Genomic DNA, 23558 nt, shown 5'->3' with positions numbered 1-23558 from the left:
TCAATTACTCCGGCACTTTTCCCTGATAAGAGAAACCAGGTTTCGAGACTGCTTTTCATAATTGAACTCTGAATCAAATAACCTCCTGCAATTATGTTTCATTTTATCACACATATCCTTATTATTATAAATATTATTGACTGCTTCGGCTATCTCTCCGGGGTCATCCGGATTGACGCAACTACCTACCCCAAGGTCAGTTATGAAATTTAATGAGGGGTTATCAGAAGTAACCATGGGCAGCCCGCAAGCCATGTATTCAAAAATTTTATTCGGGGTCCAATAAACAGCCCCGGGGCTATTATCCTTTTTATAAAAATGCAGGGCTATGCCTATATCAGCACCTGAAATAAAATCCAAAAGCTCCGTTTTTGATAAGTCAAGCCAGCCTAATAATAATATTTTTTTCTCCAGGCGCTTAGACTTTATCAGGCGCCTGAGCTTCTCAATATATCCCGGGTCGCCAAAACCCATTATTGCTAAAACTATTTCCTCCTCTAATTTTTCTGCTGAATTTATCAAATTAATTACTGCCCGGTCATGATTTAGCCCTCCATGATAGATGACAATAAACTTAAAATCTACTCCCAATTTTACCCTCAAGGTTCTTTCAAGCTGACCGTTTTTTTTAATTTCGTGCCGCATGGGACAATTATGTATTATTGTTGGGGGGGTTTTAAGCCCGAATTCTTTCTGCATTATGCTGGCCCTTTCGATGCCTGTCGATATTACTATATCACTATGCTTACAGAAAAATTTCAAATAATGATTTGCAAATACCCACCAATGCTCGCTAGGTAATGACAATTCCAGGGCATAATAAACCAGTGTTTTAGCCCTTTTTATTTTTTTAAAGATATGTGCAGCAACAAAACCGACATTATCAACCCCGATTACGGCATCGTAACCCGAACCAGCAGATAGCAACACTCTTACCCAAAACTCCAAGCTTCTGAATCTATGCGAGTTTTTTATTAACATTGCCAGTTTTATAAACCTTATGCCGGGGCTTAGGCTATCGACAATAACTTTGGAATCTGACGGAGCAATAATATCTACCGTAAAATCATTCAGGCTTAAAATCTTGGCTAAATTTAAAGGAAGATCAAGTGCTGAGAAATCATTGTTGCTTATAATTGCAACCTTATATCTTATCGGCATATCCGTAATTATCGGGCAAGAAACCTTTCTGCCACAACAGCGGTTTTAGACCACATTTCCAGTATATTGAATTTTCTAACCAGGTGGTTGGCAAAAACTCCTTCTGCATTTATTAGAAAAGCTGCGCTTAAAAGAAACAGGAATAAAGCTTTGGCTAACCTGCTCCTATTAACTTTATACCACTCTAGAAGAGCTATAGCCAGGAATGGAAAAGATGCGATCAAATACCTGTTAGCCCAACCAAAAGGATTGGGTTCCCTACGGTCCCAGAAATTTGCGTAATACAGAAATAACAGCAGTGTATTGACCAGTATAAAGCTAAATAATCTTTTGTCTTTCTTAAAGATAAGCGCCAGCCCAAAAAAAGAATAAATGATGAACGGGGTAAAGGTAAGCAATCCGTATTCCAAAGAAAACATAAAACCAAACAAAACTCCTGCGTTCTTTAAAGCTATATACAATAGAGATGTGAATGCCGGTAAAGATACCGCGTATAACCAGATTTTCAATCTTTTACTTACCGGGCTATAACCCGACAATACCGCCATGGATATCAAAAAAGAAACTGCTAAAAAAGGAAATAATAATTTTAGATAATGCCCGCTGCCTGATAAATAAATTATTAATTCCATAAAACAATTATACCAATAGTACCTGTGGGTAAAGATGACGACAGGCAGCATCAAGATACTGGGGATAATCAGCGGCAACCTTTCCTTGACCTTTGCGGGCTTTAATTCATAAACAAAGAATAAAAAAGATGATAAAAACAAAGGGTTTCTTATATATGCTGCCAGGGCAATCACCAAACCGACCAATAAATAGCGCTTCCTGCAAAATAATAAATATAAAGCCAGGCTTAACAAAAAGAATACAAAACTCTCTTTCCCAAATACCCCGGCATAATACCATACCGGCGTAGCTAACCCAAAACACAAGGTAATGAATAGTGCTGCGTTTTTGTTTTCAGTGAAGCAACTTAATAATCTGAACAGAAAAAAAAGCCCCAGCAAAGAAACCAGTGTACTGATGAATATTGTTGCCGGCTCCAGGCCGGGTAGCGATTTAAACGGAAAAAGCAGAAAAGATAGCAAAATCGGCAATCCGGGAGAGCTAAGAGAGTATTCCTTTAACTGGCTAAGCTCATAGCTGTTGTTCCCTGCTTTAAGCTCTCCGCTAATAAAAGCATCCCTGTAATAAGACGGGTCATTGCCGTCTGCAACACGTATTCCCTGCTTATTGACTACAAATGTATTCCTCTCAACAATTCTGCCCCTGGTAAGCATGCCGCCGTCTGAAGAACCGTTGAACGCTATATTCTGGTAATTATTCTTTAAATCCAGGTCTCCGTCTTTTAAAATGCTGTTTAACATTATAAAATATTGATGTTCATCAACAAACTGGGTGAAAATATACGGCAAAGAAAATCTTAAAAACGGCTTTGGCTGCGTTGTAATCTGGATAAATAGAGGCAAGAAATACAATACAATCACCGCAAAAACAATATATCTGAATTTTATGCTGTTGTTTAATGACATATATGTTTAATATTATGCAGCTAAAAATAAGGCATTCAAGAAGCTTTTATTCTAACACTGGATTTAATGATATTGAAAATAAAGATAAAATTGCCTAATAGATACCTACGCCAAAGCCTCTTGGGTTCTTGGGACAGCCTGAATAGCCATTCAAGCCCGTACTTTCTGATCCATAAAGGGGCCCTCTTAAATTTTCCCGATAATAAATCGAACAAACCACCTACTGCCCAACATAAATTAACATTGAGACTATTTCTGTTTCTGTAAATAAAACCTTCCTGGTAGGGGGGCCCCAAGCCGACCATCAATATATCCGGCTTATATTGATTAATTATATTTACTAAGTCATTTTCGCTACCGGAGTCTCCGGAGACGTAGCAACCTGAGATTTTTAAACCGGGAAATTCCCTGGTTAAATTACTTATTGTTTTTTCGCACGTCTCTTTGCTATGGCATAAAATAAATAATTTCATGTTACCGGCTCTGGCTTTTAAGCAGATATCTTCGATTAAATCTGAGGCATTGATTCTTTCTGGCAAACGTCCTCCCGATAGTTTAGAGGCCCATACTATGGATTGACCGTCTGCATAAATACAATCAGCTGATAAAATATATTTTCTATACTCCTCATTGGAACAGAATAAATTAAAACAATGGGCATTAAGATAAGTAATGAATTTGCTTTTGCCGCTTACCCCAAGATTAACAATCTCATCGGCTGCGGTGCGCTTGGTGAACTTAGAAACTTTAACTCCAAAAAAGTCAATCGCCTCTGCCATAGCTAGTAAAATATCTTTTTCCTTATATATTCCCAAAAACCGCCCTCAAATAAACCTTCAATTTTAAGGACAAAAAAACAAAATGGCCTGTTTAATACTGTTTTCCTGTTTATCCTGAAAAGGTCGGTACTGGATAGATCACAATTTGAGTCTTCGGTCGTTACAGCAGCGCTGAACCCGCATTCTTTAATAATGCTGACAACACTTTCATTATAATCACCGTAGGGGTAAGAAAAATAGTTTATCTCTTTGCCGATTCTCTTCTCTAACTCCAGTTTTGATTCCATAACTTCTCTTTTTACCATATCACTGCTTATTCTATCCAAATGAGGGTGAGTAACAGTATGACAGCCGAATTCAAACCCTCTTGCTCTCATCATATTGACCTGCTCCCAGGTAAGATAGTTTTCTCTGCCGATAAATCCGGTAGTTAAGAAAAAAACTGCCGGTAGCTTAAATTCCGATATTATGCTTAGTGCGTTAGAAAAAACATCCCGGTGCCCATCATCAAATGTTAATACAGCTATATCTTCATTTACCCGGCCATTCTGTAAAATGCTTTTAAATTCTTCAAACGGCACAATATGAAAATTATTTTTCAAGTATGATACCTGCCTTCTGAATTGCCTTATAGGCGTAATAAACTCTTTCTTGTTTGCGTAGACGGGCGAATAATCGGCAATACTATGATAAGCAAGGACGATAACCCTTGTTTTCTTAAGTATTTTTTTTCTGACAAAAACTATGACTTTAAACAATCCGGAATAGTAGATAATGAAACTTATTAAATATACTACTGATAAAGCAGCAAATTGTAATATTCTTTTCATATGTTTTTGCCTCTACCACCGGAAAAATCAATAGAGTGGCCAGCCATAGCCACTGCACCCTTAATGAAATAATTCAAGTTGCCAATAAAATCCTTATTAATGATTTTCTTAAGAATGTACGGCGGTGAAAAAAATAAGCCATATGTTTTCCTGCATAAAACCTTCAATTCTTCGCTCGAGATATCCATAGTTTTAAAGACCGCCTCCTGCATACCGTATCTTTCGTATTCTCTATGGTCAAATCTAAACCAGCCATTAGCTAAGCCGTCATTGAATAAAGCAGTCCCCGGATATGGCACAAGGAGCGTAGATTGCAGCATCTCTATATGGCCTTTATTCAGCAGGCCTCTTACGAAATTTATCGTCCTAAGCACATCGCTTTTCTTTTCCCAAGGATAACCAAACATAACCGTAAGATGCACATTTAATCCAACTTTGGCAGCGAGTCTGCAGCCATTTTTTACCTGTTCAATAGTTATCCCTTTGTTTATCCTGTCTAAAGTCTCTTGGCTGGCTGACTCAAGGCCAAGTTTCAATTTCCTGAAACCAGCCATTTTCATCAGCCTGGCATTATCTTCTGTCAAATAATCAAACCGGCTGTTGCAAGAAAAAATAATTTTTTTATTAAACTTTTTTTTGACCATACCATTACAAAACTTTTCAAGCCAGGCACCTTGAGGAAAAGTCCCTGTGTCATCAAATATCTCCCTGGCGCCATATTTATTCACAAGGATATCGATCTCCTCTAAAAAATTATCCGGTTCTCTTACCCTGAAATTCGGATAGATATTGGCCCAGGAACAAAAACTGCATCTGCCATAAGGACAATCCCTGCCTGCCATAGTATAGGCAAACGGGTAACGCCTCTTCCATTTCTCGCCGTAAAGCTTCCACGGAGTCAGCTCTCTATTAATAAAAGGCAGTTTGTTCAGGTCTGCGTTCGTTTCAGCTGAGCCGCTGTTAAACAGCCCTGCCTCCTGCCTGCACCATATCCCCTTAGGAAAAGGAGACCCTTCTCTTAAGTGCTTAGCCAGGCCCAAAAGGCCAAGGTCGTAATCTCCTCCCGTAATCACATAATCAACCTTGCAATTATTAAGCGATTCCTCGGGAAAAACACTCACATGATCCCCCATAAGCACGGCCTTAACTTTCTGATTGCGTTCTTTTATCCTGTCTATTATCCTCCAGTGAGATTTTATTACCGGGGTTTTAGTTTCAAAGGCAATCACATCGGGTTGTTGGAGATCGATAAAATCGAAAAACTTCTGCTCAGGCCATTTCTCTAAAAGGCAATCATTAAAAACAGCATCAAAACCATCTTTTTTAAGAAGCGTCAATGCAGACGCAGATATAATAGGATAAATATGCGACGGGATAGAGACCCATTGAAACTGACGTGCCTGGCGAAGCATGGGGAAACCTTTCCCTTGTAAGGGCGGATAAGAAATTATTACCTTCATTATTGCATACCTCTATCTAAGGCTGACTCCGCAGCGATAACTCCTGATTGCAATGAGCCAAGATATCCTCCACCGCGCGAAGACCAGGCCCCGGCAAAGTAGAGATTATTAATTTTTGATTCACGCAACAGGCTTGCTATGTTTAATCTTCGGGTATGGCGCGCAGCTCCGTATATAGCACCACGGTAATTACCTGTGTATCTTTCCATGGTTAATGGCGTAGCGATATTCCTTATTTCAATGGAATCTGTTAACCCAGGCAGGATATCATTAGCTCTATTTACCAGTATATCCGCACACTTTTCTTTAACTGAGAGATATTCATCGTTTTTAAGCCCTTTCCAGAAATTGTATCCGGAAAGGCTGATAATAGAGAGGCTCGATTTACCTAAAGGGGCATAACTTGAATCAATATTTGAAAATAAAGTTACGGCTAGGGTTGTATTTTTAAAGTCACACTTTAACGCCGCCTGGAATTGCCTATCCAGGCTAGAACCTGTATTTAAAAACATCAAGAATTCAAAAGGCAACAAACTTTTATAATCACATTTTGTCCCGACAAAAACAGCAAAAGCCGAAATCGAAGGCTCTAAAGAATCAAGCGCATCTAGACCATCGCCCAAATGGCGCCTGTCAATAAGTTTCCGGAATACAATATCCGGAGAAATATCGGAAATAACATCTTTACAAAGATATTCTTTTCCATCCTTAGTAACAACCCCGCTTACATTATTTTTTCCAATGATTATTTTTGTGACTTCAGAATCCAATACTAGCCTGCCGCCATTCTTCCTGATAACTGCTACTAATTCATCTACAAGTTTATTAGATCCGCCCTCAATCAAATATGAACCTTTGCAAAGATAATCAAAAAAAATGTTACAAAAGTTCAGAAAAGATGTTTTCTTTAATGAAGACCCGAAGAAAAAATATAATTGGCCAAAAATGCTCCTTAACGTTCTATCCTTGAGAAATCTATTGATTACCTGAGAACAGGTCAAATTAGCAAATTTAATTAGATCACGTGAAATATACCCTGAATCAGGACCGGATGAGTTTTTAAACCCGTAATAGATATTCGACATTAAACTAATCAGCTTGGAAATATTACGCCTTTCTTTGGGAAAAGAGCTAAATAAGATTCGTTTAAACATATCTGGCCCGGACTGCATACAGGTAAAATCATAACCGGGGAAAAACGAATGATAGGCGAATTTAGGTTTAATCAGGTTAATTTTGCCTTTAATACCGCATCGGTCAAGTATATCGGGAGTTACACCTTTAAAACTGTTAATACTATGACAAGACAAATCAAACTTAAATCCCTTTCTCTGGAAAACAACAGCATACCCGCCGAAATAATGGTTTTTCTCCAATACTAGGACATTCTTTTTTTCTTTTGCCAGTACTGCGGCACTCCCAAGGCCGCCAAGCCCTGAACCGATTATAATCGCATCATACTCTGTCATTGATCATTTACCCCATTTTTTAAAAACTACGCAACAATTATTGCCTCCGAAAGCAAATCCGTTGTTCAAAACAACCTTAATATTCTTCTTTCTCGCTTTATTCGGCACGCAGTCAACGTCGCACTCCTTATCTGTAGTCCTGAAATTAATTGTCGGCGGGATAATACCTTTTTCCAGACTGAGGCAACAAGCAACAGCTTCAATACTGGAAGCAGCTCCTAATGTATGCCCAAGCATTGATTTAATGGAACTGACCGGAATAGATTTGTAACCCGGGAATATCCTCTTGATCGCCGCGCATTCCGTCCGGTCATTAGAGTAAGTACCTGTGCCATGGGCGCTGATATAATCTACCTGCCTGTTCCCTATTCCTGAATAGCGAAGCGCCTTTACGATACATTTTTCAATACCCTGCTGGCTGGGCGCTGTTAAATGGCGAGCATCACAAGAAAGCCCATACCCAAGTATCTCGGCATAAATATGCGCCCCTCTCTTTAAGGCAGAATCAACTGTCTCCAGAAACAGGATGGCGCTGCCTTCACCCAAAAGCATTCCTTTTCTGTTTTTATCAAATGGCTGGCATTTTCTTGGCGCCATTGCATACAAGCGGTTAAATGAATAAAAAGCCGCTTTAGAGAAGTAATCCGAAGCTCCGGCTAAGGCACAATTCAAATCTCCGGATTTTATTAAATCAAACGCGTGGCTTATTGAATAATTGCCTGCTGCGCATGCAGCAGGGATCACAGAATTCCTGCCTGATAAAGAAAAATACGCTGCCACATTTGAAGATATACAATTAGGTAAAGAGCTTGCTATCTGAGAGTATGTAATTTTATCAGGTTTTCTTTGCGCTGCCACCTCTAAAGAATGCTCCATTCCCTTTTCGCCAAAGACTGTCCCCAGGATTACACCCGTTTTTTCTCTTTTTAATGTATCCAATCTATAGCCGGAATCTTTAAGCGCCAAAAAAGAAGAAATTATTGCAAATTGAGAGTTCCTGCCAAGTAAAGCAACGTTTTTATCATCAAGAAAATCAAATACAGAGAAACCTTTGACTTCACCGCCGTAATGGCAATCAAAAGCGCTGGTGTCAAAAGATTTTATTCTTGTAATCCCGCTTTTTCCATTTGAAATCGAATTCCAAAAATGATCTTTACCAATCCCAACAGACGAAACAACGCCTAAGCCAGTTACGGCTACTCTTCTATTTTGCGCCATGGTTTTTTTTCTTGATTACAAGATATATCTTTGCGGTAGAGGCAATCTTTGAACCCACCCGCGCACAAGTATCAAATATAGCGGACTCGCCTGTACTATGCGTTATCTTTGACTCCAAGACAATATCTTCCTTAGGCCGAATAGGAAACAAAAACGTGGCTTCAACCTTTACTAAATAGTGATTACAACTGTGGGGGGAAAAGCTTGGGTTGCTTAAGTAGAAAAGCATAATGCTTGCCTGGCCCATAGCCTCAACAATCAAGGCCCCGGGCATAATTGGATTCCCTGGAAAGTGGCCTTTTAGAAAAAAACTGTTTTTCCTGAGATGCTTGAGCGCGACAATTTTCTTTGATCTCTCATATCCCAGGATCTTATCTACAAAAATAAACGGGCGCTTTTGGGGAAGCAGGTCTTCCGGATTTAAAGACCTGCTTATTTTATGCGTTCGCGGCAACAAAACCGTACCTTTCAAGGTGCGGATGGAGTGTGTACGCTCGGTATTCCGCTCTAAGAAACCTCGGGCTTTATCCCGAGGAGCTTCATTTTTTAAAGGCATCTTCAATCAAATTGATTATTTGTCCGGGAGTTTTAATCTTGGCAATCCTTTTAATCTCCAGCTTGAGTTTATACTTTTTTTCAATTGCCGCAACAATCTCTATCGCCTTAAGAGAATCGGCGCCCAAATCCCTAAAAAGATCGGAATCAGGGGTAATCCTATCAGGCTTTATAGCAATAACCTTAGATATTATTTTTATGACTTCTTTATTAAGATCTTTAATCATGCTGACTCCTTTAATTCGGCTGAGGCTTGGATATAATAAGTGTTGAGCTGCTGCCCGTAAAACCAATATTATTTATCAACGCGGTATTAATCTTCTTTACAATAGATTTATTTGGGATATATTCTAAGTCACAACCAGGGTCTCTTACCCTGTAATTTATTGTGGGTGCGACAAAATTGTTATGCATCATCCCGATGGCAGAAACAACCTGAAAAAGTCCTGCCGCACTTATCGTCTCACCGATCATGGATTTAATCGCGCTTACAGGTATTCTTTTTGCATTGCTGCCAAATAGTTTTTTTACAGCTATGGTTTCCGATAAATCTAAAAACTGGTCAGAATTTGCAGCTGCGCTTATGTAATCTATCTGCCTTATATCCAATCTGCTCTTTTCTATAGACTTAGCCATGCTTTTTTGTACCCCTGAGAATCTACTGCCTTTCAGGCAGGAAAAATAATTTCCATATCCTAGGATCTCTGCATAGATTTTAGCTTCCCGGGAAAACGCATGTTGTATATCTTCAATCACCAGCCCGATCGCACCTTCTCCAAGGACCAGGCCATTTCTCCTCTTATCAAACGGGCAACATATCTGCCGGCCGTTATTTCCTGCCAGCATCCCTTCGCTAGAAAACGCATCCAGGACCACTTTGGCTACTTCTTCGACTCCTATAACGATAACACAAGCAACCCTGTCAAGCTTGATTAAATTAGCTGCATAATCAATCGCATCCAGGCTTGATGTCTGGCCATTAGATATAGTGGTATTAAAACCCTGGATATTAAGTTTTATCGAGATATAACTGGAGGTTGAATTCAACAATGAATGCGGTAATAAAGTCGGGTCCAAATCCCGCATCCCGCCTTTAAGTGCTTGCCTTGTCAGCTTAGCTAAACAAGACAAATTAGACAAGGTTGATGCTGTGCATACCCCAAAAAGATCTGTGTTCTTTTCATCTATAGTTAACCCTGAGTCAACTAAAGCCATCCTCGCGGCTAAATAAGCTAAATTTGAGCATCTATTGGGTGCCAGTTGCCCCCCCTTAAACATCGGTTTGATCGTTTCGTTCCTGATCAAAGCTGCTTTTCTAGCTCCAAACCTGCCTGAAACATGGCCTTCTGCTTTAAATCCTGAGACTCCATTTCTAAGAGCTCTCCAGAATTCATCCTTGTTCGTGCCTAAAGGTGAAATAATGCCTATCCCTGATATTACGATTCTTTTATTCATTGTTTTAAAGTACCATAGAAAATCCGCCGTCAATTATAATGGTCTGCCCGGTTATGTAAGAAGATTCATTGCTAACCAAAAATTTAACCAGTTTTGCTACATCATCAGGATATCCCAATCTCCCAAGCGGGATACTTGATATAAGCGCCCTTCTATGGTCCTGGTTGAAATGTTTTATCATCTCTGTATCTATATACCCCGGAGCTATAGCGTTGACCCTTATGTTATACTTAGACACCTCCCTGGCCAAAGATTTAGTAAAACCAATTATCCCGGATTTTGAGGCAACATAGTTAGTCGGCGAACCGCCTATTATAGCATTAAGAGAGACAATATTTATAATCACGCCTTTTTTCCTCTTCATAAAATCCGTGATCACCGACTGGCTCAAGTTAAATACTCCGCCTAAATTAGTATCAATAACCTTTTTCCACGTGTATTTACTTGTGAAAGCAAGGGCATACGGCTCAAATATGCCTGCATTGTTTATCACTGCGTCTATTTCACCGAAATAACGCTTAGAAGCTTGCACCCATTTACTTACTGATTCAAAACTCTTAATATCTACATGATAAGCCTTTGTTTTAATTTTTAGAGCGCATAGCTCTTTTCTTAATACCTCTGCCTGATATTTACTCTTAAAATAGCTAAATGATATATTGGCACCGGCCTGAGCTAAATGTAAGGCTACAGCCCTGCCTATACCAGTTGAGCCTCCGCTTATAATTACCGTCTTATTCTTGAATATCTTTTTCATGGCGGACTCTGCTACACGTTAATTTTCTTAATGACCTCTTTAAAGACTTCTTCCGGATTTATAGAACGCATGCATTTTATTTTCCTAGCGCAAATATCCTGTCTGCAAGGGCTGCATTCAAAGTTCTTGCTTATTATTGCAGCTGTCCGATTGATGGTGCCGGTCACAACCGGGTTAGATGGACCGAAGATAAGCACCATTGGAACACATAGAGAATCAGCAATATGCATCAAACCTGAATCAAGACCTATAAACAGGTCGCTCCTGGCTATCATGGCAGCGGCCTGAATAATCGGATAACCGATAACAGGTATAATGTTGCAATCAGAATCATTAACAACCCTATCAATTCTCTGTCTTTCTTGCTCAGAACCGAATACTAATATATCGTAGTTCTTAAGCAAATTAAACAATTTTATAAAGTTTTCTTCTGGCCAATCCCGGAATCTTGAAGAAGAACAAACTTGCACAGATATAGTTTTCCTGTACTTTTTTACCCTGGTTAAAAAATCAATCGCATCAGTCTCCACGCTTTTTGGTAATAATAACGTTTTTCCCAATACCCGTACATCTAAGCCCAATGCTACTAACGGTTTTAGAGCCCTTTTGATAATATTCTCATTCCTTTTAAATTGCCCCGCCCTTTTTACGCTGCGCTTTACAAAGATCTTTACAATGCTTTCATCTAAACCGGATATCTTCCTAAATAAAGTAAAATATCCTGATTTTATCTTTGCTTTAGAAAAAAAAGCGACGAGGGAATTTCTTTTTGCAGGGCTAAGTGAGACGACTAAGTCAAAACTGTTTTTTCTTAGATAAGAAAGCGTCCTTAAGGTGCTTAAAAGCTTATTTTCCCCAACAAAGGATATGGCCTTGCATCCACATCCGGCTGCATCAACTATCCCTTCGTAACCGGGCTCGGTTAACACGGTTATCTCAGCTTCTGCATAATGCCCCCTGAATATCCTTATCGCAGGCAAAGCGCAAACTACGTCTCCTAATCGGCAAAGCTCAATAAATAGAACTCTTAAGTTCTTACCTGGCTCAGGGGCTACTGTAGGCTCTATCACTTGTAGATCTCCTGGCATAACTTACAATTCCGCGGCAATTCACAGTGCTTACCGGTAAAAATGGATCTCATCTTTAAAAAATGGTCCGTATTGAATATATCCTTATCAGAATAGATGTTCCCGTTCTCCTTAACCGGGTATGAAAATTTACAGCATCCGGCAACATTGCCTTCATAATCTATATTAATATACTTGTAGTAAGAAGGACAGGCTTTCTTAGGCGCGCTTATCTTTAAAACAGCCGGAGCAAATACTTGCGCATATGAGTAATAGCTCCTCATTCTCGCCACCGTTTTAACAACTTCCATATCATCCTCAAATAAGTACCAATCCTTTCCGGCTTCCGCATCAAAAGGCTGATGATTGAAATTATTAAAGTGTATTTCGTCGACCCCGAGTAAATTACCTATATCAATTACCTTTAAGCAATCGTCAATGTTACGTTTTGAGCAGATATATAATATTGACACCATAAGCCTCGGGCTTCTACTTTTCTTGATTCTTACCAAACGGCTGATGTTATCCAGGACTGAATAATAATCTTGCCTGTCGCTGCCAGTGTTAGCAAAAAACTCTTCAGGGTTTGCTCCATACAGGCTAATGTTAACTCTATGTACCCCTAAATCACATATCCTGACCGCTGCCTGCTGATCGAGAAAAGCGGCATTTGTATATAAAATTATCCCTTTCCTTCTTTCTCTTGCCAAAGACATCATTTTAAAAATATCTTTATTTAAAAGCGGTTCCCCTAAACCGGCAAACTGCACATAGATACATTTATTGAATTTGGCAAGCAATTCGCTGAATTTGCCTAAATCCATATCTTTTCTCATGCCGGCGCTATCGGCATATCCTTGTTCTTTCCTAAGGCACATCCGGCAATTAAAATTACACTTATTTGTGATATAAAAATTTACAAGCAACGGAGAATGACTGACTCTTATTTTCTTGCCACCGGTAATATATCTATAATAATTCAAGGCTACTGCCGGGAAACGTGTAAATATCATAATATAGAACACAACCCTGCTTGAACAATAAGATAAACGCTTAATATAAGATTTTAATCGCATAATTCTAAATCCGGGTCAGAGCGCGTGACAAACCAGTTTTTCCAGTTTCTTAAGCCCTTGATATCCCCCCCGCATTTTTTATAAACCACAAAGGTAGACCTCAGTCTTTTAAATAAGAAACCATGCTTGCGCATTGGCTTTAAGTATTCTTTTTTCGCGGTAAGAATGAGAAAATCCGCAGAATAACATCCTTCCTTCCTGAAATATCTTAAAGCTTCAGACAAAAGCGCATCAATGACAGCAGTTTTATTATCATTTGCTGCTAACAAATCAAGGATAGCCCCTTTCTTAAGCCCATTCTTCTCGTTCACAGAGATAACTATATAGCCGTAAACTTTGGTATCATCAACTAAGGCAATAATCCTGTACTGCGATGGAGAACGCGTAAACCTCCAATTCAGGTAATCTTTATCCCTTTTAACCAGTATCTGGTAATATGGCGAACACCTACGCCATAAATCATTAAATCTTTCGTCAAAATATGTAATCTCCTCAAAATTCAAACCTTTGGGCATTCTTTCAGCGCATATCTTGCTTCCTAACCCGAGTAATCGGTTTAGAAATTCTCCGATGCGCTCAAGAAAAAGATTTTTTCCTAATTTAAATCTAAATAATTTTTTAAAATCGATTATGCTGATATAGCTGCATATATCAAAGATTTTTTTAAAACCGAATCTTGACTCCATCATAAAATGCTTCTTGGTGGAAAAAGCCAAAAAAGGATAATACGGTATCTGTATATACTGTTCTGCAAGCTCAATACCTGAACCCCTGTAATCAGGGCTAGTCACAAAAAAACAAGCCCATCTGGCATCAAGTGTCCTATCATAAAATTTCAATTTAACATAGACATTAAAAGCCATACCGACTATCTTAGAATCCTCCTCCAATACAAGGTTGGTCTTGCCTTTAGGTAAAAAAGGGTTATCAATAAACAGCCAGTGCAAAAGTCTTTCTGAAGTCGGCCCTAGAACTGAACTTGCCAATTCAGCCAAATCTTTAATATCTTCTTTTCTGAATCTTCTTATCATGTTTTAATAATAGCCATTACAACCAATTGAAATACAAAACCTAAACGCCTCAATAAGCATCTTAATATATGCAGTTGGGTTAAAACCATTGATTTGCCTATGCTAAACTCCCTGAAATATAGCTTAACCATAAAATTAAAAAAGTTAATACCCCGAATCCCTGTAATTTTGTCTTGTTTAGGCGCACCTTTAGAGCACTTAATCAAATATTCCCCCCTGCCGTCGCGTATGCCTCTTCTTATAAAAGAAAATATATCGCTGCTGTATGAATGATAGGCCTTAATATCCTCAACGTAGAAAAAAATCGTTCCTTTGGAAAGGATCCTATTGGATAGATCAATATCTTCCGAGAATTTAAAATCTTCCCGAAAAAATAGCGTTTTATCGTCTATGATACTCCTTTTTAATGAAAGATTCGCTGCATTAAGGATATCTATTGATTTAATACCATTATGCTCATATATACTTTTCTTAAAAAAAACACTGTAGATCAGATATTCCGAGATTTCAAATATACTTTTTAAAGAGTCGGCCAAAACCTCACCCTGGATAACTTTGGCATCAGGATATTTGCTATGATAATATAAGATATTTCTTACCCAATTCGCAGGCAAACGGCAATCATCGTCTACAAAAGCAATGATTTCTGAGTGACAAATTTTTAACCCTAAATTTCTAGTAGCTGATGCACCGCTTTTTTTATTGTTGCTAAGATATCTTATGTTATTTCCGCAAACAGCGATATCGTTAACCAGTCCCTTGATATTGCTACTACAGCCGTCTTCAACTACGAATATTTCAAATTTATCCTTGCTACAATCCTGCTTGACTAATGACTCCAGGCATTTAAAAAGAGGGCCTATCCTATTCCTGGTAGGTATTATAACCCCTAAATCTGCCATAGAAACCCCCTCATCGCTTAAACACCCGCAAATAGCCTGTTAAAAATCCGATGCTCTCCGAAAGATAAACAGCCGCATTGAAAAACATATGGAAGGCTGCTGCTTTAATATTTCTAAAAACTAAAGAATAGTATAAAAACCCTCCGACAACCAAGAAAACGCAAACATGCGGAAATAATACAGCAGAAAATATAAAGACTGCCAGAATTACTTCTTTGCGGCCAAAATGCAAAAAGAGCATAACCGGAAACCTGAGTAAGAACTTATTATTTTCTGGATCATAGAAAGGAAGAATGACTTTTTTATCAAAATGCTTTCTCAGTGCAAGATTGTTACCTACTCCGAAATTAAAATTTTTCTTTACGTTTATAGGCAATTTAGCCGTAATGTAGTGCCGGGCAATCATATCATTATTGATCAATACCTTATATTTGTATTTTAACATCCTTATTGTAAACTCTGCGTCCTCACAATAAATAAAATTAGTATCAAAACCGCCCAAATCCGAGAAAACTTTCTTTCTGATAGCGCAATTCCCTGCCAAAACATTAACAAAACCAAAAACATTAATTTTATGCATAGAGCGTGATTTCCGCCTTTTGGCCAATTGCAGATCCTCAAATTGCAGGTTATAGCCATGGTTTTTATCAAAAAAATTGTTAATTACCATACACCCCCAGGCGTCTGCATCCGGATAAAATCTACTAAATGCCACGATCTGGCTAATCCAATCCGCTTTTAATATGCAGTCATCTTCTGTAAATGCAAGCAGATTTGAGCTCGCTTGTTTTATCCCACAATTACAGGCAGAAGAAGTGCCTCCATGCTCCTGCCTAACGTAAATAAGGTTCTCGTTTTTGTCAAAACGGAATTTATTTATCACCTCTTGCGTATTATCGGTTGAGCCATCATCAACTACTACTACTTGATAAGCATTCTTATCAAAACTCTGATTTAGCAAAGAATACAGGCATTTTTCCAGAGAAAGGCATCTATTATAAGTCGGTATAATTACGGATACTTCAGGAAGCATGACTCTTACCCCTTAATCGCTCAAATTTGCTTAAATTAACTTCCCGGGAAAATATTAGTCATCTCTAAATCCGGGTCGGCTGCAGTAATGAACCATTTGCCTAAAACGCTGATTTGTGACATATCACTTTCTAAGCCTGAAAAAAACAAAAATTCTACTTTAGGCCTGTTTATGATAAAGCCGTTAAGATATAATGCTCTATTGTAAGCGCTCCTTGAGGTAGAAATAAGGCATTCTGCAAGATCGCATTTTTCCTTCTTAAATAAACACACGGAAAACTTGACTAATGAATTAATGGATTTAAAATCATCCTGCCTTGCAAAAATATCCACGATATAGCCTTTAGTCATTATTTTATTTTTAAGAATCCTGAGCACGATATACCCTTTTAGACTATTATCCTTACCGATAGCTTTATAAATCATATACTTGATTGGCGAATCGACAAATCTCCAATGCAGGTATGACCTGCTCCTGACGACTATATAATCATATCCTGACGCAGCCATTTCCCAAAAATCATCAAAGGTATCATCAAAATCAAATATTCTCCGTATATTTAATCCATTATCATCATAATCCAGCTCTTTGTCGGAGGCTGTGGATATATCTGCAGTCTTACTAAGAATAGGCACATCAATCCGGATTCTTCTAAAAAAAGACGAAATGTTAAATATACGGATTCTACTTTTAATATTGCCTATATGCCTAAAGCCTAAGTTTTTCTCAAAGACGGATGCTTTGGGATTCGGGAAACCGAACATAGGGTGGTATTTGGAATTCATAACAGACGTGGCTAATTCAATTCCAGACCCTCGGTACCGCTGATCGATAATAAAGAAACTTGCCCAGCGGCATTTACGGATACAATTATTTAATTTTACATCCGCAAAAATACTGCAGACTACCCCTGCTAAATCATTACCTTCTTCCATAATTGATACGCAACCTGAATCTCCGGGCAAAAATGGATTATTAGTAAATAACCATTCCCAGATAGACTCATAAATCTTTACCAGCTGTGGATTATACGTCCTGCTTAAAAGTTCAAAGATTCTATTTTTGTCTTCAGTTTTATATTCTTTTATGTTGCCCAAATTATGCCTCTTGTATAAAAATGATTATGCGCATATCAGATAATCATAAGGATGTTATTTAAATACCGGTTATTCTTTAATCATCCGGCTGTGCGTATCAATGCTTCGGTCAAATAATCCAAAGTATCTACAGGCGCTTTACAGTATTTTTCGATAAAATCTCTGCCTTTTGATATCACCATTTGTCTGAACTGCACGTCTTTCACTAACCTATTAACGGTAGAATCGAGAGATTTCGGGCCTTCCGCCATAACAACCCCCCCCTCTTTAATAAAATCGGAGAGATAAGGCCTGAAACCCTGTTTAATAACTATACTTGGTTTATCCAATATCATAGCCTGAAGCACGGTAACCGATGTGCAAGTTATAAGTATCCTGCAAGCATCGATCAATTCCCATAAATTATACCGGTCTACTACTTTTATATTCTTCAGCCCAGAAAGCCTTATTCTTAGCGCCTTAGCTCCGCCATTTTCACATGGATGGAGTTTAAATATTAATTGTTTGTCGGGATTAGCCCGCATCAAATTAATCAACATCCTTATAATTTCAGCATCCTCCTCAAGACCCTGCGAAGTAAAAAGGATTATATCTTTTTCAGAAGAAACCTTTAAGCTATTACAAAAATCCTTATAATTTAATTTTCTTCTTTTTTTAAGCTCCGCCTCCCAGTTAGGCACACCTATTGCTATCACTCTGTTTTGGGCCGAACCATTTTTGACTAAATGTTCTTTTATCCGTTCTCCCGATACCAGCAGCTTATCGCATAACCCTCGGTCAAAAGACGGCATAAATTTGTTAAAAAATTGCTGGAACAAACCAGGGCAGGAAACTGAAGCAACATTGCTTTCTTTGGCTATCTTTACCGCTAGATAACCAAAAGAAGACGCGTCAGAATTAATAATTAACAATTCTGGCTTATATAAATGTATGTACTTCTGAAGCCCAAAAATATAAATCAGGATATCTTTTATTGCGCGGGAGGAAAAGAAATATCTGCGAAGTTTGTTATCAATAGCAAGAAAATCCAGATTGCTATGCTTATAAAATAATCCTTTGCCGGAGTTAGCGTTCAATCTTATTTCATTAAGTATAGTCTTAAGCGATTGATTTATTATTTTTCCGTCTTTAATTCGGACCATAGAATTGAGAATAAAAACATTTATTTTGTTTGTTGTCATCATCCGGATGGTAAAGTTTTTGAAACAGCTACTGATAAAATCCACATGCCATCCGTTTTGCCTAAGCCGATCAAGTATTCCCATTGAAAGCGTCATTTCCGTACCGAAATTATAGCCGGCGACAACTACTCTTCTATCCGGAAGAATCCTTGGGTCCGAAAACAGGATTTTATTTTGAAAAACCTTGGCTGATATAAAAGAACGTCTCTTTATTAATCGCAAGACATCGTAGCAATACAGATAAAATGACTTTAGCACTGATTTGATTTTTAATAGTGCCACTATGGGCCTTAGTATAAATCCGTCAATAGCGGTATTAACGGCGCCGTGCTTTATCCCTGCTTCTTTTAAAACATTTAAAGCAACTTTACGAAAAATCCCCCTTTCAAATATTATAATCACCTCATCAGGAGATTCTTTATATATAATCTCCCGGATAATAAATTCCATAAAAAAAGCAGGACCGGCTTTGGTCAAATAATCATATTTAATTATGTTCAGATAGGAATTCAGGGTTAACCTGCCAGAAGTCAACAGTGCGCTTATATTTAATGAGCTTTCAGAAAAGTCAAAAAAGGTTGTAAAGCTTTTCAAAAACAACTCTGCTTTGTTCTCATCCAGATAATTGTCTGTTTTGCTATACTTCAAACCGATTTCGTCCATTATCCTGCGAGAGCGCAGGTCAAGGCAAACAAAAGAACAATCTTGATACTTTTTCTTTAATATGGCTTTAAACCTGAACTCAAACATAGATCCCGACATGGGGATATAGCTTATAATCAATTTTTTTGCGGTTATTTCTTTTTTGTTTACTATGCCCATTATCTTTGCGCTCTCAAGTCGTGCTCATTGTTTGAGAAATCTTGTCCATTACCTCTTCCGGAGTCAAAGACTCCAGACACACTCTATCTTTACAGCTTAATGCCTTCATCCCATCCAATGGATAACAAGGCCTGCATGGGAATTCTTTAGTCATAATTATGTGCCCAGGCCCTATAGGTGAAGTACGCTTTGTTGAAGTTGGGCCAAAGATTGCAATCGTTTTGGTTCCGACAGCAGCAGCAATATGCATGAGCCCGCTATCATGGCAGACAAGAAGGCTACTTTTTTTAATCAAAGCTGCTGTTTCTTTAAGCGACAAGACTCCGATTGCACTAAGCGGATCATTATCTAACTGATTAAAAATAATCTTTTCGATGCCTTTTTCATTCTTTGAACCGACAAGAACAGGCTTTATGCCCCTCTTAAATAATAATTTTATAAGACTGACAAAGTTTCCGGTATCCCATCGTTTCCAATTAGCATGATCGCTTGTGCCGCACTGAATAGTGATAAATTTTTCAGCATTCCCAAGCCCATTACAAGATAAAAAATGCTCCGCAGCCTTCAGGTCTTTATCTCTCAGGTAAAAATAAGGATTCCTACCGAATGCGCTGATACCGATTTTATTTACTAAATAAAAATAATCATCGATTTCGTGATTATCCAGATTCATTGTCATTTTTATATTATACAGAAATTTAAAATAATTCTTATTATCGCTCTGCGAAAGTTGGCCCAACCTATAAGGGGAATTGCTTAAGGCTGTAATCAACGCATAACTTATACTATTATCAAATCTGGCTATTATTAAATCCGGCTTCCACTTCCTGATCCTAAAAGCTATTCTGGATTTTTCTGGTATATTTAGCCTTCCGCAAACGATAATTTTGTCTACAATACTACTTTCATAAACTACATTCCTGGATTCTCCTTTATTCAAAAAAAGTAAGATTATCTCTGCTTGAGGTAAGCTTTTTCTCATGGCCTTGATTACTGAAGAAAAAAGGACCATATTCCCTATCCCGACAGTGCCATAAATCAAAACCCTTTTTATCCCAGTTAGAGATAAGGGGTCCTTGGGTTTGGCAAGCATTGGTAGAAATATTAACTTGATACCTAATGAAAAAACCCTCAGGATCAAATCTATACAACATCCTGCTAACTTATGCGTATGTGTCTTGATTGGTATATTACCCATCTATTAATTCTCTATAAACCTGCTCGTATTTTGATATCAAAATATCATTATTAAAACATTGTTCTGACCTTTTCCTGCCGTTCTCTCCCATAGCTCTTAATAATTCTGGATTACTTAATAAATATCTCATAGCGCAAGACAGCTCCTCAGGATTACCCGGATCTACAAGCAGGCCCGTGGTACCATCCTCAACTACTTCAGGAATACCGCCTATTTTTGATGCTACGACCGGCAAAGACATAGCCATTGCTTCAATAATTGCAAGACCAAGAGCTTCTTCTAAGGAAGGCAAAACAAAAATATCCATATCAAGCAAATATGATTTTACATCTTCTACGAATCCTTTAAACTTCACATGACTAGCGAGATTAAGCTCTCTTACAAGCAATTCTAAATCTGTTCTTAATGGCCCGTCTCCGATAATAAGCAACTTCAAATTAGGGTATTCATTTAACATTTTGCCAAAAGCAATAATGAGATGCTTTATACCTTTCCTTTTGACCAAATTGGAAACGGTTCCTATAACAAAATTTTTATTTTTAGTCTTAAGCTTTATATTTTCTCTACGGGCAAGAGGATCAAATTCGACTGTAACGACGCAACTATGAATAACTTCAGAATCTTTTCCTTTGGGAAGTACCTTTTGAACTTCTTTACGTACTGAATCTGAAATTGAAATAACCTTGTCAACCAACACGCCATATAAAAGCCTATTCATCACATTATTCGATATAGGAAAATCCATTCTTCTGGTAACAAGCTTAACCTTTACCCCAGAAAGATATGAAGCCACTGCACCCAGAAAATGCCCTTTATAAGTATGCATATGCACTATATCAATATTATTCTTTCTGATTATAGCGTTTAATTGCTTTATTGAAGCTAAATCCAGGATACTCCTCATCGCCACATCCTTTACAGTGATGCCGGACCTCCCGGCCCTCTCTGACAAAATACTTTTTTGCGGGCACACAAGAATACACCTATGGCCTCTTTCTAACAAACCTTTACAGAGATTCAGGGTTTGAGCCTCTCCTCCCGACCAATTAACTTCTGAATTAATATGGAGAATCCGATATTTACTTGGCGACAATATTATCCTCCAGCTTTACATCCATAGTTAAAAGCTTGGCGTGCCTAAGAAACACATAATACCCTCCCATAAATGCAGCTATTAATCCAGGGGTGCTATCAAGAAAACCAGCTTTTAAAATGTACATATCAATAAATTTAAGAACTGGCAAGAAAATAATCTTTAATAAATTAGGTTTTTTTCCGCACTCATAATCGCTTTTTGCCATGATGAAAGTATAGTTAGATATTTTTTGCAGATGTTCATCTAGGTCTTTATAGGGATAATGCAGGATATGGCCTTTAAGTTTCTCGCACCCGCCATTTAAAATGATCTTATCATGGGGGTCTCTCCCACCCCAATAAGCCTGGCTTTTCCTAAAAAGCCTGAGCTGGTAATTCGGATACCAGCCAGAATGTTTTATCCATCTTCCCAAATAATAAGAAATTCTCGGCATGCAATAACCGTTGAATTTGGATACATCTTTTCGCATAATTTCCACAATTTCCTGCTTAAGCTCCGGGTCTAACCGTTCATCAGCGTCCAGAGATATAACCCATTCGTGGCTGGTTTTTGATAACGCAATATTTTTCTGCTTTATATGCCCATGCCATTCAACCTGGTATATTTTAACTTTATTAAACTCCTTACAAATTTCTATAGTTTTATCGTTGCTGAAAGAATCTAACACAACAATCTCATCAACCCAAGACAGGCCTTCAAGGCAACCCCTGATATCTTTTTCCTCATTGTATGTAATTATACTTGCTGACAATTTATTCATTGTAATCCTACAGGTGAATTATTTTTCAATTGGGCTATCGCCGCTTCAAAGGCCTCTTCAACCGTTATAGATGTTAAGCACTTGTATGAACCAAAATGGCAGGTCCTGCTAAAACATGGAGAACAAGGTAAATCCTTCTTTAATATTACTGATTTTTTTAAACATGGGCCTGTCCATAAGGGAGATGTCGAGCCGAAAATTGCAATAAGCCGGACACCTAATGCGGATGCAATATGCATCAAACCAGAATCATTGGTAATAAATAGGCTGCATTTATTTATCAAGCCGGCGGCTTCCATAAGATCGGTCTTAGAAACAAGATTAACGTGTGCATTGCGCATTAATCCGGAAACCTTGCAGCCAATGTCTGATTCAAATTGGCTTCCGAAAATTATGACCTTAGCCTTATAAGAATCTATCAATCTGTCCGCTAAATCAGCAAAATATTCTTCCGGCCACCTCTTAGCAGGCCCATATGCGGCTGCTGGAGCCAGGCCGATTACTATGTCTTGTTTATCGATATTATTGGTCTTGAAAAAATCATTTGCAAAATTTACGTATCTATCGCTTATCATCAACTGCGGCATATATTCTTTACCCTCAATGCCGATAGCCCTGGCAATGCGCATGTAATTAGCAATTATGTGGATTTTTCTGTCTCTATCATTAGCTAGTTTATTTGATAGCAGTAAACTGCCAGTATTATTGCTGAACCCTATTCTATAGCGGATACCGGCGCATAAACTGATTAAACTCCATTGCAGGCAAGAAGGCAAAATTATAGCTAAATCAAATGATTTTCCCCTTAATTTCGTAAAAAGCCTTAAATAGTCTCTGACCCCGGTAGTTTTATCAAATATGTCAAAAGGGATGATCTCTTTTGAGTAATCATTCTGCTGCCATAGAGGGACTAAGCCAGGCCTTGAGACTATGGTTATATCGCAACCAGGTAAAGATTCCCGCAAGGCATAAATCATAGGCATAGACATAACGGCGTCCCCTAACCAGTTCGGAGAAAAAATTAAGATCTTCTTTATGAAACCTGTATTCATTTCGCAGACCATTATTAGCCC

22 protein-coding genes are annotated in these 23558 nt (G+C 38.2%); all 22 read right to left on the bottom strand.

Annotated features, from left to right (window positions below; translation table 11 throughout):
- Complete coding sequence (locus C4533_06490; GenBank protein ID RJP28116.1) at nucleotides 1-1161, bottom strand: glycosyltransferase; 1161 nt, start codon at nucleotides 1159-1161, stop codon at nucleotides 1-3.
- Nucleotides 1162-1169: 8 nt separating this feature from the next.
- Nucleotides 1170-2699: a hypothetical protein gene (locus C4533_06485; GenBank protein ID RJP28115.1), complete on the bottom strand. Its 1530-nt coding sequence runs from the start codon at nucleotides 2697-2699 to the stop codon at nucleotides 1170-1172.
- Nucleotides 2700-2734: 35 nt separating this feature from the next.
- Nucleotides 2735-3514: a WecB/TagA/CpsF family glycosyltransferase gene (locus tag C4533_06480; protein ID RJP28114.1), complete on the bottom strand. Its 780-nt coding sequence runs from the start codon at nucleotides 3512-3514 to the stop codon at nucleotides 2735-2737.
- A complete protein-coding gene (locus C4533_06475; GenBank protein ID RJP28113.1) occupies nucleotides 3481-4308 on the bottom strand; it encodes a polysaccharide deacetylase family protein in 828 nt (275 codons plus the stop codon). Before C4533_06475 ends, C4533_06480 begins: the two co-directional genes overlap by 34 nt.
- Complete coding sequence (locus tag C4533_06470; GenBank protein ID RJP28112.1) at nucleotides 4305-5768, bottom strand: radical SAM protein; 1464 nt, start codon at nucleotides 5766-5768, stop codon at nucleotides 4305-4307. The genes C4533_06475 and C4533_06470 overlap by 4 nt, the downstream gene beginning before the upstream one ends.
- Nucleotides 5768-7237, bottom strand: a complete 1470-nt coding sequence (locus C4533_06465; GenBank protein ID RJP28111.1) for an NAD(P)/FAD-dependent oxidoreductase — start codon at nucleotides 7235-7237, stop codon at nucleotides 5768-5770. The genes C4533_06470 and C4533_06465 overlap by 1 nt, the downstream gene beginning before the upstream one ends.
- A 3-nt stretch (nucleotides 7238-7240) precedes the next feature.
- Nucleotides 7241-8455: a beta-ketoacyl-[acyl-carrier-protein] synthase family protein gene (locus tag C4533_06460; protein RJP28110.1), complete on the bottom strand. Its 1215-nt coding sequence runs from the start codon at nucleotides 8453-8455 to the stop codon at nucleotides 7241-7243.
- The gene (locus C4533_06455; GenBank protein ID RJP28109.1) at nucleotides 8442-9011 is read right to left on the bottom strand and encodes a beta-hydroxyacyl-ACP dehydratase; all 570 of its coding nucleotides are present in this window, start codon (nucleotides 9009-9011) and stop codon (nucleotides 8442-8444) included. Before C4533_06455 ends, C4533_06460 begins: the two co-directional genes overlap by 14 nt.
- The gene (locus C4533_06450; protein ID RJP28108.1) at nucleotides 8995-9237 is read right to left on the bottom strand and encodes an acyl carrier protein; all 243 of its coding nucleotides are present in this window, start codon (nucleotides 9235-9237) and stop codon (nucleotides 8995-8997) included. The genes C4533_06455 and C4533_06450 overlap by 17 nt, the downstream gene beginning before the upstream one ends.
- Before the next feature lie 10 nt (nucleotides 9238-9247).
- Nucleotides 9248-10465, bottom strand: coding sequence for a beta-ketoacyl-[acyl-carrier-protein] synthase family protein (locus C4533_06445; GenBank protein ID RJP28107.1), 1218 nt, complete (start codon nucleotides 10463-10465; stop codon nucleotides 9248-9250).
- Nucleotides 10466-10469: 4 nt separating this feature from the next.
- Nucleotides 10470-11222, bottom strand: a complete 753-nt coding sequence (locus C4533_06440; protein RJP28106.1) for an SDR family oxidoreductase — start codon at nucleotides 11220-11222, stop codon at nucleotides 10470-10472.
- Between the two features lie 11 nt (nucleotides 11223-11233).
- A complete protein-coding gene (locus C4533_06435; protein RJP28105.1) occupies nucleotides 11234-12310 on the bottom strand; it encodes a lipopolysaccharide heptosyltransferase family protein in 1077 nt (358 codons plus the stop codon).
- A complete protein-coding gene (locus tag C4533_06430; GenBank protein RJP28104.1) occupies nucleotides 12289-13365 on the bottom strand; it encodes a radical SAM protein in 1077 nt (358 codons plus the stop codon). Before C4533_06430 ends, C4533_06435 begins: the two co-directional genes overlap by 22 nt.
- Complete coding sequence (locus tag C4533_06425; protein RJP28103.1) at nucleotides 13356-14396, bottom strand: GNAT family N-acetyltransferase; 1041 nt, start codon at nucleotides 14394-14396, stop codon at nucleotides 13356-13358. The genes C4533_06430 and C4533_06425 overlap by 10 nt, the downstream gene beginning before the upstream one ends.
- A complete protein-coding gene (locus tag C4533_06420; GenBank protein RJP28102.1) occupies nucleotides 14393-15298 on the bottom strand; it encodes a glycosyltransferase in 906 nt (301 codons plus the stop codon). The genes C4533_06425 and C4533_06420 overlap by 4 nt, the downstream gene beginning before the upstream one ends.
- 10 nt (nucleotides 15299-15308) lie before the next feature.
- Nucleotides 15309-16331 carry a glycosyltransferase gene (locus tag C4533_06415; GenBank protein ID RJP28101.1) on the bottom strand — a complete coding sequence of 341 codons (1023 nt, stop codon included), beginning with the start codon at nucleotides 16329-16331 and terminating at the stop codon, nucleotides 15309-15311.
- A gap of 35 nt (nucleotides 16332-16366) precedes the next feature.
- The gene (locus tag C4533_06410; GenBank protein RJP28100.1) at nucleotides 16367-17428 is read right to left on the bottom strand and encodes a hypothetical protein; all 1062 of its coding nucleotides are present in this window, start codon (nucleotides 17426-17428) and stop codon (nucleotides 16367-16369) included.
- An 80-nt stretch (nucleotides 17429-17508) separates the two neighbouring features.
- The gene (locus C4533_06405) at nucleotides 17509-19431 is read right to left on the bottom strand and encodes a hypothetical protein (protein RJP28099.1); all 1923 of its coding nucleotides are present in this window, start codon (nucleotides 19429-19431) and stop codon (nucleotides 17509-17511) included.
- 13 nt (nucleotides 19432-19444) lie between these two features.
- The gene (locus C4533_06400) at nucleotides 19445-20629 is read right to left on the bottom strand and encodes a glycosyltransferase family 9 protein (GenBank protein ID RJP28098.1); all 1185 of its coding nucleotides are present in this window, start codon (nucleotides 20627-20629) and stop codon (nucleotides 19445-19447) included.
- Nucleotides 20622-21722 carry a glycosyltransferase family 1 protein gene (locus tag C4533_06395; protein RJP28097.1) on the bottom strand — a complete coding sequence of 367 codons (1101 nt, stop codon included), beginning with the start codon at nucleotides 21720-21722 and terminating at the stop codon, nucleotides 20622-20624. The genes C4533_06400 and C4533_06395 overlap by 8 nt, the downstream gene beginning before the upstream one ends.
- Nucleotides 21709-22485 carry a glycosyltransferase family 2 protein gene (locus C4533_06390; protein ID RJP28096.1) on the bottom strand — a complete coding sequence of 259 codons (777 nt, stop codon included), beginning with the start codon at nucleotides 22483-22485 and terminating at the stop codon, nucleotides 21709-21711. The genes C4533_06395 and C4533_06390 overlap by 14 nt, the downstream gene beginning before the upstream one ends.
- The gene (waaF, locus tag C4533_06385) at nucleotides 22482-23549 is read right to left on the bottom strand and encodes a lipopolysaccharide heptosyltransferase II (protein ID RJP28095.1); all 1068 of its coding nucleotides are present in this window, start codon (nucleotides 23547-23549) and stop codon (nucleotides 22482-22484) included. The genes C4533_06390 and waaF overlap by 4 nt, the downstream gene beginning before the upstream one ends.
- Between the last annotated feature and the right edge of the window lie 9 nt (nucleotides 23550-23558).

This window comes from Candidatus Omnitrophota bacterium (assembly GCA_003598025.1).
In the GTDB taxonomy this organism is placed as follows: domain Bacteria; phylum Omnitrophota; class Gorgyraeia; order Gygaellales; family Profunditerraquicolaceae; genus Profunditerraquicola.
This window is presented reverse-complemented; position numbering and strand designations above follow the sequence as displayed.